A 14,966-nucleotide genomic window follows, 5' to 3' on the forward strand; every position below is an offset into this window, starting at 1 on the left:
TGGCCGACGTGCGCGCAAGGCCGTCCGTCTTCGCGGAGCGGTTCGGCGTCTTCGCCGAGTGCCTGCTCACCGGGGTCTGGATCGCCGTCGCCTCCCTGGGGATCGTCACCTACCCGGCCGCCTTCGCCGCCGGCGCCCGGCACCTGCGCCGCCGCACCGGTCAGGTGCGGGGCGGATGGCGGGAGTTCGTCGCGGACTTCCGGGCCGCCGTCCGCCGGGGCTGGCTCGTCGGACTCGCCGGCTGGGGTGCGGTCGCCGCCGCCTGGGTGGACGTCCGGGCCGTGCGGGCGGGGCTGCCGGGCGGGCCGCTCGTCGGGGCCGTGGGGCTGTTCGCGGTGATCGGCCTCGTGGTCGCGGGGCTGCGTGCGGCGGCCGTCTGGGCGCCCGGCGACCGCTGGCGCGCCCTGCTCGCGGCGGCCGGCCGCCGTACCGTCCTCGACCCCGGCGGCACCTTCCTGCTCGTCGGGGGAGCGGTCCTGGTGGTCTGTTCCGCCCTGCTCATCGCGCCGCTGGCGGTGCCCGTCCTCGGAGCCGTGGCGGCGGCGGCCGTGGCGGTGGAGGAGCGGTACCGCCGCCGCTGAGCCGCGGTGCCCCGAACCCGGGGCGGCGCTCCGGCGCCGCCCCTCCATCTGTCATGCCCCTGACCAGAAACCCGCATGGAAAGGAACGGTCATGTCTCCCATTCCCCGCAGGTCCCTCCTCAAGGCGGCCGCTGTGGCCGGCGCCGCCGCCCAGTTCAGCTGGGCGCTGGGGGCGAAGGCCGCGCAGGCCGCGCCCGGCGCCGAGGCCGCCGACGCGGACCCGGTGACCCTGGACTGGCTGGAGGACGGCGGCCTCGGCGCCGCGCCGGGCTCGACCGTGGGCGTGCCCTGGCCGATGGGGGCCTTCCAGGAGGACCAGGCCTTCACGCTGACGGACGAGGACGGCAAGGACGTGCCCGTCCAGTCCTGGCCGCTCGCCCACTGGCCGGACGGCTCCCTCAAGTGGACCGCCCACGCGGTGAGTTCGGGCAACGGCAGACTCACCCTCGCGGCAGGCGAGCCGGCCGCCCCCGACGGGAAGGTCACCGTCGACAGGAGCGGCGGCACGATCGACGTCTCGACCGGCGTGATCTCCGTCAGGATCGGCAAGAACGGCTCGACGATCGTCAAGTCCGTCACCCGGGGTTCGACGGAGATCGCCAGGAACGGACGGCTGGTCCTCATCCGCCAGCCCGAGATCGAGGACGAGGACCAGGGCCAGGTCAGAACCGAGCGCTTCGACGGCGCGATCGACTCCGTCACCGTCGAACAGGACGGCCCGGTCCGGGCCGTCGTCCGCGTCGACGGCAAGCACCGCAAGGGAAGCCGCAGCTGGCTGCCGTTCTCCATCCGGCTCTACTTCTACGCGGGCGCCGACTCGTTCCGGATGGTCCACACGATCACCTACGACGGCACCCAGGAGCCGGGCAAGGCGAGCGGCGACTTCATCCGCGGCCTCGGCGTCCGCTTCAGCGTGCCGATGCGCGACGAGGCGTACGACCGGCACGTGCGGATCGGCGGCGAGGGCACCGGCCTGCTGCGGGAGGCCGTCCAGGGCATCACCGGCCTGCGCCGCGACCCGGGCGCGGCCGTCCAGGCGGCCCAGTACGCCGGGCAGAAGCTGCCCGACCCCGCCACCTGGGACCAGCGGGTGACGACCCGGCTGCAGTACATCCCGCACTGGGGCGACTACACCCTCGCCCAGCTCTCCGCTGACGGCTTCACCCTGCGCAAGCGGACGAAGAAGGGGTACGGCTGGATCGCGGCCGGCGGCGGCAGGCGGGCCTCCGGGTTCGGCTACGTCGGCGGGGCGAGCGGCGGACTCTCCTTCGGCCTGCGGGACTTCTGGGAGAAGTTCCCGGCCCAGCTCGACATCCGGGACGCCCACACCGACGCGGCCGAGGTCACCCTCTGGCTCTGGTCGCCCGAGGCCCAGCCGATGGACCTGCGCTTCTACCACGACGGCATGGGCCAGGACACGTACGCCGAACAGCTCGAAGGCCTCAACATCACCTACGAGGACTACGAACCGGAGTTCGGCACCCCGTACGGCATCGCCCGCACCTCGGAGCTGTTGTTCTGGGCCAACGAGACGACACCGACACCGGAGGCGCTGGCCGGCCAGGCCGAGGCGGTCCGGGTGCTCCCGCAACTCACCGCCCCGCCCAAGCAGTTGATCAAGGCCAAGGTCTTCGGCCCCGGCCTCTACTCCGAGCCCGACCGCTCCACCGCCGCCAAGGCGAGGATCGAGGACCACCTCGACTTCCTCTTCACCTACTACAAGGACCAGGTGGAGCAGCGCCGTTGGTACGGCTTCTGGGACTACGGCGACTTCATGCACACCTACGACACCGTGCGCCACCAGTGGCGGTACGACGTCGGCGGCTACGCCTGGGACAACTCCGAGCTCTCGCCCGACCTGTGGCTCTGGTACGCGTACCTCAGGAGCGGCCGCGCGGACATCTTCCGGTTCGCCGAGGCACTCACCCGGCACACCGGCGAGGTCGACGTCTACCACATCGGCCAGTGGGCGGGCCTCGGCACCCGGCACGGCATCCAGCACTACGCCGACAGCGCCAAGCAGCAGCGCATCTCCAACACCACCTACCGGCGCTTCTACTACTTCCTCACCGCCGACGAACGCGTCGGCGACCTGATGGCCGCCAACGTCGACTCCGACGAGACCTTCCTCGTCCTCGACCCGCAGCGCAAGGTCCGCACCGACCCCTACACCCCCGACCGGCACGCCCTCTCCATCGGCTTCGGCACCGACTGGAGCGGCCTGGTCTCGGCCTGGCTGACCGAGTGGGAACGCAAGGGCCCCAAGTGGGAGAAGGCAAAGGCCCGCGTCCTGTCGACCATGGCGGGCATCGCCGCCCAGCCCAACGGCTTCGTCCAGGGCAGCGGCCTGTACGACCTGGACACCGGCGAGTTCGCCACGGCGACTGCTCCGGTCGTCTCGGTCTCGCACCTCTCGGCCGTCTTCGGCCTCAACGAACTCTGCGCCGAACTCATCTACCTGACCGACATGCCGGAGTTCGACCGGGTGTACTTCGACTACTGCCGCTACTTCAACGCCACCAAGGCGGAACAGGCGGCACGCTACGGCGCCAACTTCGGCACCCTGCTGCTCTTCCAGGGCCACTCGCGCCTCGACGCGTACGCCGCCGTACAGACCGGTGACGCGACGCTCGCCCAGCGCGCGTGGACGAAGTTCTACAGCTCGGACGGCTACACCGAGTCCTCGCCGTGGAAGACGGAGCCGCTCTCCGGCCCGGTCACGCTCGTCGCGGGCAGCGAGGCGAGCTGGGTGTCCTCCAACGACACCGCGCTGTACGGACTCGCCGCCATCGAGAACCTGGCCCTGCTCGGCGACAAGATGCCCTCGTAAGGGGGTGGGGGAGCGCCGTCGCACGGGCGGCGGCGCTCGTACCGCCGAGTGTGGTCCAGGTCACTTCGTGCGGGCATGAGTACGCGTACTCAGATCGGCGGTCTGCGACAGACTGCGGCCATGGACTGGAACCACTACCGTTTCCGCAGCCTGTGGCCCCTCCCGGTGCCGCTCACCACCGTGTACGAGGCGCTGCGGAAGGTGGAGGAGTACCCGCACTGGTGGCCCCAGGTGCGCTCGGTGGACCGGCTGGACGACACCGTCGCCGTCCTCACCGTCCGGTCGTTCCTCCCGTACGACCTCACGTTCACCGCACGGGAGGCGCGGCGCGACCCCGAGGCCGGCGTGCTGGAGATCTCGATGACCGGCGACATCGAGGGCTGGGCCCGCTGGACGGTCACCGCCGACGGCACCGGCACCCTCGCCCGCTACGACCAGGTCGTCGACGTCCGCAAGCCGCTGCTGCGGCGACTCGCCCCGCTGGGACGGCCGTTCTTCCGGCTCAACCACCGGCTGATGATGAGCTCCGGGCGGCGCGGACTGCTCGGCCACCTCCAAGCGGTTTGAACGAGACCCGCCGGTACCTGTATCGTTCTCTCCGTTCCCGGGCGATTAGCTCAGTGGGAGAGCGCTTCGTTCACACCGAAGAGGTCACTGGTTCGAACCCAGTATCGCCCACCACCGGGACAGGCCGGTCCGCAGCAGCGGACCGGCCTTTCTGTCGTTCCGTGACCGGGCCGAACGGTGGACCCGGCGGCGCGCGCCCGTCGGCCTCCCGGCCGGCCGCGTCGCGGATGCCTAGGCTGGCACCGCCACGGAAGGACGGTGCCATGGATGCTGATTCCCGGATCAGGGCCGCGATCGAGGAACACTGGCGGGCATCGGAACGCGGGGACGTCGAAGCCGAGCACGCCGTCTACGCCGTGGACGCGATCCTGGACTACCCGCAGTCGGGCGAGCGCTTCCGGGGGCGCGAGACCATCGCTGCGCAACGCGGCGGGCACCCGGCCGACCGCCACTTCGCTCTCCAGCGGATCACCGGCAGCGCGAACGTATGGGTGAGCGAGTGCGTCATCACCTACGACGGCCTGCCCTCGTACTCGGTGAGCATCATGGAGTTCGCCGACCTGCACGTCGTGCACGAGACCCAGTACTTCGCCGACCCCTTCGGTGCTCCGGCCGGGCGGCTCGCGCTCGCGGAGCCGATGCCGGGACGGACCATCACGCGAGCCTGACCGGGCGGGGCGCCGGCAGCGGCGCCCCGCCCGTCACGCCGCCGTCGGCAGTTCCGGCCGCAGCGGCCAGTCCTGGTTCACCGTCTCCGGTGTGCCGCTGCGGGTGAACCACGCCTGCAGGCCACGGGCCTGCGCCGCGTGCCAGGTCGTCTGCAACGTGTGCAGCTCGGCCGGGGTCAGGCGCTCCAGGCGGGCCGCGAAACGGCGGCCCAGCGCCCGTACGAGCTCCAGGGACGCGAGCGCGTCCGCGCCCGCGTCGTGCGCGCCCTCCAGGGTGACCTCGTAGTGCGCGCACAGGTCGGTCAGGGTCCGGCGGCCCTTGCGGTAGCGGTCCAGATGCTTGTCCAGGACCCGGGGGTCGAGGACGAGCAGGGGGCTCGCCTCGAACCAGCGGTCCAGTGCGGACGCCCGGTGCCGGCGCAACTCCCGGTCCAGAAGCGTCAGATCGAACGGCGCGTTCATCACCACCAGCGGGCGGTGCATCGCCGCGTGCTCGGCCAGTTCCTCGGCTATCTCATGCATCACCGGCGCCGGCCAACGGCCGTTGCGCTGCAGGTGTTCCTCCGTCAGCCCGTGCACCGCCGTCGCCGCTTCTGGCACCGGCACACCCGGGTTGACCAGCCAGCGGGTCACCCGGGGGCGGGTGCCCGGGGCGTCCTGGACGACGACCGCGGCGGACACGATGCGGTCGGTCTCCACGTCCACGCCCGTGGTCTCCGTGTCGAAGGCCGCCAGGGGCCCCTCGTACCAGCACGTCATGCCAATACAACTCCTCGTTCACCCACGGCAGGTGACGTTCCGTCTTCTGCCCGTTTGGTGATACCCGGGCCGTTTGCGACGTACGCCGGAAGGACACAACAGGAGTGCGGGTCTTTGCAGTTCAGCGGCCCGCCACGGGGAAACTCTTTGGCTGGGAAGGCTGTTGGTCATGGCGATAGCGCAGCCCGAACGGGGCGGGCTGCTGCCCGAACGTACGGGCCCCCATCGCGGCACACTCGCGACCACCGCCTGCATGGAGACACTGCAGGTGGGCTATCTGCATGCCGTCGCGGCGGCGGCCGGCTGCTCGCTCTCGCAGCCGTTCCCCGACAACGGCATCGACTGGCACGTCAGCCACGGCTCGCCCGGTCACACCGTCGACGACGAGGTGACGATAAAGGTGCAGCTCAAGTGCACCTACCAGATCGCGCCCAACCCGCCGGGACGTTTCTTCTCCTTCACGCTGGACAACGACCACCTGCGCAAGCTCGCCCGCACACCGGTGTCGGTGCACAAGATCCTGGTGGTGATGCTGGTACCGCGCTCCCAGGACGACTGGCTGCGCGCCAGCCACGACCGGCTCGATCTGCGCCACTGCTGCTACTGGGTCAACCTGGCAGGGCACCAGATCACCGGCCGGCACCGGACCACCGTGCGGGTTCCGACCTCGCGCATCTTCGACGACCGGGCGCTCTGCGAGATCATGACGCGGGTCGGGACGGGAGGCAGACCATGAGGCACCGTCCGTACGAGGAGCAGCTGCGGGAGGTCCGGCCGCATCCCGACGATCTCCACGGGCCCCACTGGAACCATCCCCCCGAGCCCGCCGAGGTCGACCCCGCCGTGCTCGGCGCCCTGCTGCGCCGGCACGGCTGGCAGCGGCGCGGCGGCGCCCCGGGGCGCTACGGCCGCTGGACCCCACCCGGGCCGGGCAACACCGGCACCAGCCTGCTGGTACCCGAGAGCCGCGCCTTCCCGGACAGTGACGACCTGCTCGGGGAGGCGCTCACGGCTCTGGTGCGCAGCGGTACGCCCGCCGCGCGCGAGGTGCTGGTGGGACTCGCCGTGCCCAGCGACGAGATCCGCTGGTGGCGGGATGTGCCGAGCGGACCGGCGGACGCCGCGTCCTGGACCGTCGAGGAGCAGCTGCGCACCGCCGCCCGGCAGACCCTGCTGGCCGGCGCGCTCGCCACCCGCGCGCGTGCCGGTTACTACGGCGCCCGGCACAAGCGGGCGGCCGCCGCGATGCTGGAGTCCGTCCTGGTCGGCTCGGCGGACGGCGGGCGCGGCCTGGCCGCCTTCGTGCCCGTCGGCACCGGCCGGCCGCTCGCCGTACGCCTGCACCAGGCCCTGTACGCCGTCCGCGAGGCCATCGACTACCAACGGGCCACCGGCGGCATGGACGCCTTCGACGGAGCCGTCGAGGCGGGCGTGAGCCGGGAGCTGACCGACGCGCTCGTCACGCTCGTGCGCGGCACGGAAGGCGCCCGCGTCTCCGTCGAGTGGGCGCCTGGCGCCGGGGTCCCCGACGACTGCGCGGCCACCACCGAGCCCATCGAGTTCTCACCCGGCGACCTGCCCGTCCTGCGCGAGGCCGGCGCCCGCTACCTGCGCGACGAACCCTCGGTCGCGGTCCGGGTCACCGGCACCGTCGTCCGGATGCGCCGCTCCGAGCCGCGCGGCGAGGGGGCGGTACGGCTGCGGGTGATCGCCGGGGCCGAGGTGCCCTACGTCCGAGTCACCCTTGACGAGGAGGACTACCGGATCGCCGGGCAGGCGCATCTGGTGGGCCTGCCGGTGCGCGTGCACGGGCGGCTGGAGAGCCGGGGCGGCTTCCGGCGGCTGTCCGGCGCCTTCGGGGTCGCACCGGTCCAGGTGGACGAGGCCGAACGGGACCACCTGATGAAGTCGCTCCAGGAGAACCTCGACTTCTTCGAGGAGGCGTGCAGCGGCGACGACTGCGACTGACCGGGGACGGCGGGTAACCGTTTAGCGATCGACGGTGCCGGGTCGGTACGATCCGGTATTGCGCGCGCTCCTGGTACGGCGCCCGCATTCGTCTTCAGTCAGGAGAGACCGGTGTCAGACGTCCGTGTGATCATCCAACGCGATTCCGAGCGGGACGAGCGCGTGGTGACGACGGGCACTACGGCCGCCGAGCTCTTCGCCGGCGAGCGCTCGATCATCGCCGCCCGGGTGGCCGGTGAGCTCAAGGACCTCGCGTACGAGGTGCGGGACGGCGAGACCGTCGAGGGTGTCGAGATCTCCTCCGAGGACGGTCTCAACATCCTGCGCCACTCCACCGCGCACGTCATGGCCCAGGCCGTCCAGGAGCTCTTCCCCGAGGCCAAGCTGGGCATCGGCCCGCCGGTCAAGGACGGCTTCTACTACGACTTCGACGTCGAGAAGCCCTTCCACCCCGATGACCTCAAGGCCATCGAGAAGAAGATGCAGGAGATCCAGAAGCGCGGGCAGAAGTTCGCGCGCCGGGTCGTCACGGACGAGGAGGCCCGCGCCGAGCTGGCCGACGAGCCGTACAAGCTGGAGCTGATCGGCCTCAAGGGCTCCGCGTCCTCGGACGACGGCGCGGACGTCGAGGTCGGCGCCGGTGAGCTGACGATCTACGACAACCTGGACGCCAAGACCGGCGAGCTGTGCTGGAAGGACCTCTGCCGCGGTCCCCACCTGCCCTCCACCCGCCTGATCCCGGCGTTCAAGCTGATGCGCAACGCGGCCGCCTACTGGCGCGGCAGCGAGAAGAACCCGATGCTCCAGCGCATCTACGGCACCGCCTGGCCGTCCAAGGACGAGCTGAAGGAGTACCTGGACTTCCTCGTCGAGGCCGAGAAGCGCGACCACCGCAAGCTGGGCAGCGAGCTGGACCTGTTCTCCATCCCGGAGCAGATCGGCTCCGGCCTCGCCGTCTTCCACCCCAAGGGCGGCGTCGTCCGCCGCGTGATGGAGGACTACTCGCGCCGCCGGCACGAGGAGGAGGGCTACGAGTTCGTCTACACCCCGCACGCCACCAAGGGGAAGCTCTTCGAGACGTCCGGGCACCTGGACTGGTACGCCGACGGCATGTACCCGCCCATGCAGCTCGACGAGGGCGTGGACTACTACCTCAAGCCCATGAACTGCCCGATGCACAACCTGATCTTCGACGCGCGCGGCCGTTCCTACCGTGAACTGCCCCTGCGCCTCTTCGAGTTCGGGACCGTGTACCGGTACGAGAAGTCGGGCGTCGTGCACGGCCTGACCCGGGCCCGCGGCTTCACCCAGGACGACGCGCACATCTACTGCACCAAGGAGCAGATGGCGGAGGAGCTCGACAAGACGCTCACCTTCGTCCTGAACCTGCTGCGCGACTACGGCCTCACCGACTTCTACCTGGAGCTCTCCACCAAGGACCCGGAGAAGTTCGTCGGCTCCGACGAGGTCTGGGAGGAGGCGACCGAAACGCTCCGCGCGGTCGCCGAGAAGCAGGGCCTGCCGCTGGTCCCCGACCCGGGCGGCGCCGCCTTCTACGGCCCGAAGATCTCCGTGCAGACCAAGGACGCCATCGGCCGTACCTGGCAGATGTCGACCGTCCAGCTCGACTTCAACCTGCCCGAGCGCTTCGACCTGGAGTACACCTCCGCCGACGGCTCCAAGCAGCGCCCGGTGATGATCCACCGCGCCCTGTTCGGCTCCATCGAGCGGTTCTTCGCGGTGCTCCTGGAGCACTACGCGGGCGCCTTCCCGGCGTGGCTGGCGCCGGTCCAGGCGGTCGGCATCCCGATCGGCGACGGGCACGTCGAGTACCTGCAGAAGTTCGCCGCCGAGGCGAAGAAGAAGGGTCTGCGGGTCGAGGTGGACGCGTCCTCCGACCGCATGCAGAAGAAGATCCGCAACGCCCAGAAGCAGAAGGTGCCCTTCATGGTCATCGCGGGCGACGAGGACATGGCGGCCGGCTCGGTCTCCTTCCGCTACCGCGACGGCTCGCAGGAGAACGGCATCCCGTTCGACGAGGCCATCGCCAAGATCGTGAAGGTGGTCGAGGAGCGGACCCAGGTCTGATCCGCCTCCGTCAGGGGCCCTCGGAGATCAGTTCTCCGGGGGCCTTCTCTCGTCCTCGTTCAGCGCGAACCGCTGCAGCATCCAGGACGAGAACGACCCCGTGACCGTGCCCAGCAGTGCCAGACCGCAGGCCATCAGCCCCGCGGCGATGAACCGCCCCAGGGTGGTCACCGGGACGTAGTCGCCGTAACCGACCGTGGAGAGGGTCGAGCACGTCCACCACAGGGAGTCGCCGAAGGTCCGGATCGTCGCGTTCGGGGCCGAGCGCTCGACCTGGTAGACGGCGAGTGCGCCCGAGAACCCCAGCAGCGCGATCGACAGCGCCGAGTAGGCCGCCACGCGCGCGTGCAGCGGGAGCCGGGGTTCCCCGTGCCGGCGCTGGATCGACTCGTACGTCCGCACGACCCGCACCGGCCGCAGCAGGGGCAGCACCAGGACGACCGTGTCCAGCCAGTGCCGCCGTACGAACCGCGGTCCCTCGCCGCTGAGCCGCCAGCGCACCGCGTAGTCGACGGCGAACATCGCCCAGGCCGTGTACATCAGCGACAGGAAGAAGTCGTGCGCGGCGTCCGGCAGCCGGGGCTCCAGTACGTGCACCGCGTACGAGCCGAGGAAGACCAGCGACGCGATGCCGAGCACCAGGTCGGTCCTCCGGTCCCAGCGGTTCAGCCGGCTGTCGTCGTCCATCCGCCCAGCTTCGCCGCCGGGCCGTTTCCGCGGGCCCCGGCGACACGCCGCGAACGGGCGAAGCCATATGCTGCCTAGCATGACGAGTGAGCCGGAGCAGCAGATCGGAGTGGGGACGCAGGACGCGTTCCAGCGCCTGTGGACGCCCCACCGGATGGCCTACATCCAGGGTGAGAACAAGCCGACCGGTCCGGGGGCCGACGACGGCTGTCCCTTCTGCTCGATCCCGGCCAAGTCCGACGAGGACGGGCTGATCGTCCGGCGCGGCGAGCACGTCTACGCGGTGCTCAACCTCTACCCGTACAACGGCGGCCACCTGATGACGGTCCCGTACCGGCACGTCGCCGACTACACGGACCTGACCGGCCCGGAGACGGTCGAGCTGGCCGAGCTGACCAAGCAGGCGATGACCGCGCTGCGCACGGCGTCCGGCGCCCACGGCTTCAACATCGGCATGAACCAGGGCACGGTGGCGGGCGCCGGCATCGCGGCCCACCTGCACCAGCACATCGTCCCCCGCTGGGGCGGCGACACGAACTTCATGCCCGTGGTGGGCCACACCCGGGTGCTGCCGCAGCTGCTGGCGGACACCCGCAAGATGCTGGCCGAGGCCTGGCCGACGTCACACTGAGCGTCAGCGCCCCCGAAGGGGCGCTGGGGGTCCCCCCGGCCGAAGGCTGGGGGAGGAACTGCGCGACAAGCCATCGCGGCGCCGCGGACGAACGACGGCGCATCGACGCCCAGGCCCTGCGGGCCCTTCCCCACGGCACGGGAAGGGACAGCCCACCCTCACGCGTCGTAGGTGTCCGCCTTCTTCGGCGAGGCCTCCTGGACCGACCCGCTCAGCGCTCCCGCCCGCGCGTTGAACTTGTCCATGTTGACGTCGTGCTCCTTGAGCACGGTGAACGCGGCCCGGTGCACCGCCCGGAGCACCGGTGTCGCCGCGCGCAGCGCGTCGTCGGCCATGAAGCGGTGCTTCCACGGCTGGTCGGCCCACGCGTGCCGCAGGCCGAACGGCTCGGGCAGGCCTATGGAACCGCCGAGCCACTTCAGCAGCGGCGGATACCAGCTGATCAGCGCCCGCGCGGACAGCCGGACCACCTCGTCCGGGGTGACCAGGGGCAGCTTGATGGTCCGGGTCTCCCAGAACCGGACGGTCTTGGCGACCGTCTTGGTGGGCGCCTCGGGCTTGCCGCTGAAGAAGCCGTTGACCGGGCCGAGGGCGTGTCCGGTGACCTCGATCCGCAGGGTCTCCTTGAGCACGGTCACGGTGGTCATCATCGTGATGATCAGGCCGCCGTCCCACAGGTACGGCCACTGGACGCCCAGGTAGTGCCGTTCGCCCTTGTCGAAGTGGTTGCTGTTGCAGATCCGCTCGACGTCGGCGGGCCCCACCTTGTAGTCGGTCCCCTCGGGCCTGGACACCGCCTTGGCGCCCTCTCCGACATGGGTGACGATCCAGTGCTTGACCTGCGGTTCCGGGAAGCCGCCGGTCTTCAGGTGCTGCCGGTGCAGCACGCTCAGCTCCTTCTCGATCTCCCGGACCACCGTCCAGGCGCGGAACTCGTGGATGCCCTTGACCGGATCGAGCGGGACCAGCTCCTCCGCGAGGTGCCAGGAGCCCCAGCGGGTGCCCATGCCGAGTATGCCCTTGGGGCCCGCGTAGAAGACCGAGTTGGACTGCTGTTCGGCACTGAGCCGGGCCAGGGACTGGCGCAGCTGCTCGGCCGCGGCCTGGTCCGGGCTGGTCGGCACCGCCTCGGGGACCTTCGCGCCGACGCTGCCGCCGGACAGCAGGCCGTCCCAGGCCTCGCGCAGGTCCCGCGCGGTGCGCTCGCAGAGCCGCTTGGCCAGGTACCAGCCGACGACCGGGAGCACGATGCAGCCGCGCGCGTACCAGCCCCAGAAGCCGGTGAGGGGCATCCGGATCAGGAAGACGACCGCGAGGACGCCGACGGCGGCCAGCAGGGCGCTGCCGAGCCCGGAGACCCGCTTGTTGTCCGCCTTGAGCATGGTGGCCCGGAGCTGGAAGACGCCCAGCCAGACGAGCAGGCCGGGCAGGAAGAGCACGCCGCACAGGAACATGACCGCGCCGAGCCGGTTGTCGCGCTCCCGGCGGATGCGGTTGGCCGCGAGGCAGTGCTCGACGACCACCTGGGGTTCGCTGCCGAAGGACTGGATGAGGGGTTTGCGGCCGACGCCCAGCATGCGGTCGATGACCGCCTGGGAGTACGCCTCACCGAAGTTGGGCCGGAATATCTTCGCCCACTTGCGGCCCTCTTTGACCTCGGACTGGTGCCACTCGTTGTCGGCCTTCTTGATCTCCTCCATCGGCGTGTCCCGGTAGGCCGCCGAGGCCAGGGCGTAGGTCGGTGCCTGCGCCTCGCCGCCCGGCCTGGGCACCTGTGGCCCGAAGAAGTCCTCGAAGCTCATTCCCGCCCCCACTTGCCGCCGTCCCGCTTCTGCGGCCTTCCCGACTTCCGTACTCCGCACACCTGTTGATCAAGTACTCAGAGTATCCCCAGCCACCGACAGCCGTCGGCGGACGGCCGAAGCCGCCCGCCGAACACTCCCTGTGCCACCGATTACGAGGCCTGTCCGGCCTGTTCGCGAATCCTTTCGGCGATCTGCGGCGGCATCGGTTCGTGCCGGGCGTAGGAGCGGCTGAAACGCGCCGTGCCGTGCGACAGGGAGCGCAGGTCCACCGCGTACCGGCCGATCTCGAACTCCGGTACCTCGGCCTTGATCAGGGTGCGTCCGCCGCTGGTCTGCTCGGTGCCGAGCACCCGGCCGCGCCGCCCGGACAGGTCGCTCATCACCGCGCCCACGTAGTCGTCGCCGACCAGCACGGAGACCTCGGCCACCGGTTCGAGGAGATGGATCTTCGCGTCCGCGGCGGCCTCCCGCAGGGCCAGTGCGCCCGCCGTCTGGAAGGCGGCGTCGGAGGAGTCCACCGAGTGCGCCTTGCCGTCGAGCAGGGTGACCCGCACGTCGACCAGCTGGTAGCCGGCGGCGACCCCCTTCACGGCCTGGGCCCTGATGCCCTTCTCGACCGACGGGATGAACTGCCGGGGCACCGCGCCGCCGACCACCTTGTCCACGAACTCGATGCCGGAGCCGCCCGGCAGCGGCTCCACCTCGATCTCGCAGATCGCGAACTGCCCGTGCCCGCCGGACTGCTTGACGTGCCGGCCGCGCCCGGCGGACCGGCCGGCGAACGTCTCCCGGAGGGACACCTTGTGCGGTACGACGTCGACCTGGACGCCGTAGCGGCTGCGCAGCCGCTCCAGGGCGACGTCCGCGTGCGCCTCGCCGAGGCACCACAGCACCACCTGGTGGGTGTCCTGGTTCTGTTCGAGGCGCATGGTCGGGTCCTCGGCGACCAGGCGGGACAGGCCCTGCGAGAGCTTGTCCTCGTCCGCCTTGCTGTGCGCCTCGATGGCCAGCGGCAGCAGCGGGTCGGGCATCTCCCACGGCTCCATGAGCAGCGGGTCGTCCCTGCCGGAGAGGGTGTCCCCGGTCTCCGCGCGGCCGAGCTTCGCCACGCACGCGAGGTCACCGGCGATGACGTGCGTGACCGGCCGCTGCTGTTTGCCGAACGGCGTGGACAGGGCGCCGATCTTCTCGTCGACGTCGTGGTCCTCGTGGCCGCGGTCGGCGAGACCGTGCCCGGAGACGTGGACCGTCTCGTCGGGGCGCAGGGTGCCGGAGAAGACCCGGACCAGCGAGACCCGGCCGACGTAGGGGTCGGAGGCGGTCTTCACGACCTCCGCGACCAGCGGACCGCCGGTGTCGCACGCCTTGATCTCGCGCGGCTCGCCGTCGATGGTGGTGACGCCCGGCGTCGGATGCTCGAACGGCGTCGGGAAGCCGCCGGTGACCAGCTCCAGCAGCTCGACCGTGCCGAGGCCCTGGCGGGCGCCGTCGGCGGCCGGGGCGGCGGCCAGGACGGGGAAGAAGGCCCCGCGTGCCACGGCCCGCTCCAGGTCCTCGATCAGCGTCTTGAGGTCGATCTGCTCGCCGCCCAGGTAGCGGTCCATGAGGGTCTCGTCCTCGCTCTCCGCGATGATCCCCTCGATGAGCCGGTTGCGGGCGTCCTCGATGTCCGGCAGCTGGTCGGGGCCCGGCTCGGACTCCTTGCGCTCCCCGGTGGAGTAGTCGAACAGCTTCTGCGTGAGCAGCCCGACCAGACCGGTCACGGGCGCGTGCCCGTCCGGGCCCTGCGGCCCGTACAGCGGCGTGTAGAGCGGGAGCACGGCGTCGGGGTCGTCGGCGCCGAACGCCTCGGCGCACACCCGGGTCATCTCCTGGAAGTCCGCGCGGGCGGCCTCCAGGTGCGTGACGACGATCGCCCGCGGCATCCCGACGGCCGCGCACTCCTCCCACACCATCCGGGTCGAGCCGTCCACCCCGTCCGAGGCCGAGACCACGAAAAGGGCCGCGTCCGCCGCGCGCAGACCGGCCCTCAGCTCACCGACGAAGTCGGCGTATCCCGGGGTGTCCAGGATATTGATCTTGAATCCGTTCCATTCGACCGGTACCAGCGACAGCTGTACGGAGCGCTGCTGCCGGTGCTCGATGTCGTCGTAGTCCGAGACGGTTCCGCCGTCCTCCACCCGGCCCGCCCGGTTCACCGCTCCCGCGGTCAGCGCGAGCGCCTCCACCAACGTGGTCTTGCCCGAACCGGAGTGGCCGACCAGCACCACATTCCGTACAGACGCGGGGTGGTCGGCCGCCATTGCCCTGCCGGCGGCTCCGGGGTGTTCCTTGACCTTGTCGCCCATGGTTTTGCCTCCCGTGCACGGTGAGGTCTCTGTG

Annotated in this window: 12 protein-coding genes and 1 tRNA gene; 9 read left to right on the forward strand and 4 right to left on the reverse strand. The window is 71.0% G+C overall.

Translation table 11 applies throughout. The annotated features are described in order from the left end of the window. Positions 1–8: 8 nt before the first annotated feature. From ACFZB3_RS41000 to ACFZB3_RS41020, 5 genes are all read left to right on the forward strand, one after another. Entirely contained in the window at positions 9–581 is a 573-nt protein-coding gene (locus ACFZB3_RS41000) for a hypothetical protein (protein ID WP_391386728.1), read from the forward strand. A gap of 91 nt (positions 582–672) precedes the next feature. Continuing rightward, positions 673–3,411 (forward strand): Tat pathway signal sequence domain protein, encoded by a 2,739-nt coding sequence (locus ACFZB3_RS41005; RefSeq protein WP_391386344.1) that lies wholly within the window; start codon positions 673–675, stop codon positions 3,409–3,411. Between the two features lie 120 nt (positions 3,412–3,531). Continuing rightward, positions 3,532–3,978 (forward strand): SRPBCC family protein, encoded by a 447-nt coding sequence (locus tag ACFZB3_RS41010; RefSeq protein WP_391386731.1) that lies wholly within the window; start codon positions 3,532–3,534, stop codon positions 3,976–3,978. A 39-nt stretch (positions 3,979–4,017) separates the two neighbouring features. After that, positions 4,018–4,092, forward strand: a tRNA-Val gene (locus ACFZB3_RS41015). Between the two features lie 149 nt (positions 4,093–4,241). Then, on the forward strand, positions 4,242–4,646 hold the full coding sequence (locus tag ACFZB3_RS41020) for a nuclear transport factor 2 family protein (protein ID WP_391386347.1): 405 nt from the start codon (positions 4,242–4,244) through the stop codon (positions 4,644–4,646). Between the two features lie 33 nt (positions 4,647–4,679). On the opposite strand, the gene ACFZB3_RS41025 is transcribed toward ACFZB3_RS41020, so the two are convergent. Continuing rightward, positions 4,680–5,405: an exonuclease domain-containing protein gene (locus tag ACFZB3_RS41025; RefSeq protein ID WP_391386349.1), complete on the reverse strand. Its 726-nt coding sequence runs from the start codon at positions 5,403–5,405 to the stop codon at positions 4,680–4,682. Between the two features lie 169 nt (positions 5,406–5,574). Here ACFZB3_RS41025 and ACFZB3_RS41030 point away from each other — a divergent pair, with 169 nt between their 5' ends. The 3 genes from ACFZB3_RS41030 to thrS all read left to right on the forward strand — a co-directional run bounded on the left by ACFZB3_RS41030 (position 5,575) and on the right by thrS (position 9,461). Next, positions 5,575–6,141: a DUF4365 domain-containing protein gene (locus tag ACFZB3_RS41030; protein WP_362584655.1), complete on the forward strand. Its 567-nt coding sequence runs from the start codon at positions 5,575–5,577 to the stop codon at positions 6,139–6,141. Then, on the forward strand, positions 6,138–7,373 hold the full coding sequence (locus tag ACFZB3_RS41035) for a hypothetical protein (protein ID WP_391386352.1): 1,236 nt from the start codon (positions 6,138–6,140) through the stop codon (positions 7,371–7,373). The genes ACFZB3_RS41030 and ACFZB3_RS41035 overlap by 4 nt, the downstream gene beginning before the upstream one ends. Before the next feature lie 111 nt (positions 7,374–7,484). Beyond that, positions 7,485–9,461: a threonine--tRNA ligase gene (thrS, locus tag ACFZB3_RS41040; protein ID WP_391386354.1), complete on the forward strand. Its 1,977-nt coding sequence runs from the start codon at positions 7,485–7,487 to the stop codon at positions 9,459–9,461. Positions 9,462–9,488: 27 nt separating this feature from the next. On the opposite strand, the gene ACFZB3_RS41045 is transcribed toward thrS, so the two are convergent. Next, positions 9,489–10,148, reverse strand: a complete 660-nt coding sequence (locus tag ACFZB3_RS41045; RefSeq protein ID WP_391386356.1) for an ion channel — start codon at positions 10,146–10,148, stop codon at positions 9,489–9,491. A gap of 67 nt (positions 10,149–10,215) precedes the next feature. Here ACFZB3_RS41045 and ACFZB3_RS41050 point away from each other — a divergent pair, with 67 nt between their 5' ends. Continuing rightward, on the forward strand, positions 10,216–10,779 hold the full coding sequence (locus tag ACFZB3_RS41050; protein ID WP_351960534.1) for an HIT domain-containing protein: 564 nt from the start codon (positions 10,216–10,218) through the stop codon (positions 10,777–10,779). A gap of 158 nt (positions 10,780–10,937) precedes the next feature. Here the strand turns inward: ACFZB3_RS41050 and ACFZB3_RS41055 are convergent, their stop codons facing one another. Together ACFZB3_RS41055 and ACFZB3_RS41060 are read right to left on the reverse strand one after the other, a co-directional pair. Continuing rightward, positions 10,938–12,581, reverse strand: coding sequence for a hypothetical protein (locus tag ACFZB3_RS41055; protein WP_391386359.1), 1,644 nt, complete (start codon positions 12,579–12,581; stop codon positions 10,938–10,940). A gap of 152 nt (positions 12,582–12,733) precedes the next feature. Continuing rightward, positions 12,734–14,932 (reverse strand): elongation factor G-like protein EF-G2, encoded by a 2,199-nt coding sequence (locus ACFZB3_RS41060; RefSeq protein ID WP_391386361.1) that lies wholly within the window; start codon positions 14,930–14,932, stop codon positions 12,734–12,736. Between the last annotated feature and the right edge of the window lie 34 nt (positions 14,933–14,966).

It is taken from the genome of Streptomyces sp. NPDC008092 (assembly GCF_042957285.1).
Classification (GTDB): Bacteria; Actinomycetota; Actinomycetes; order Streptomycetales; family Streptomycetaceae; genus Streptomyces.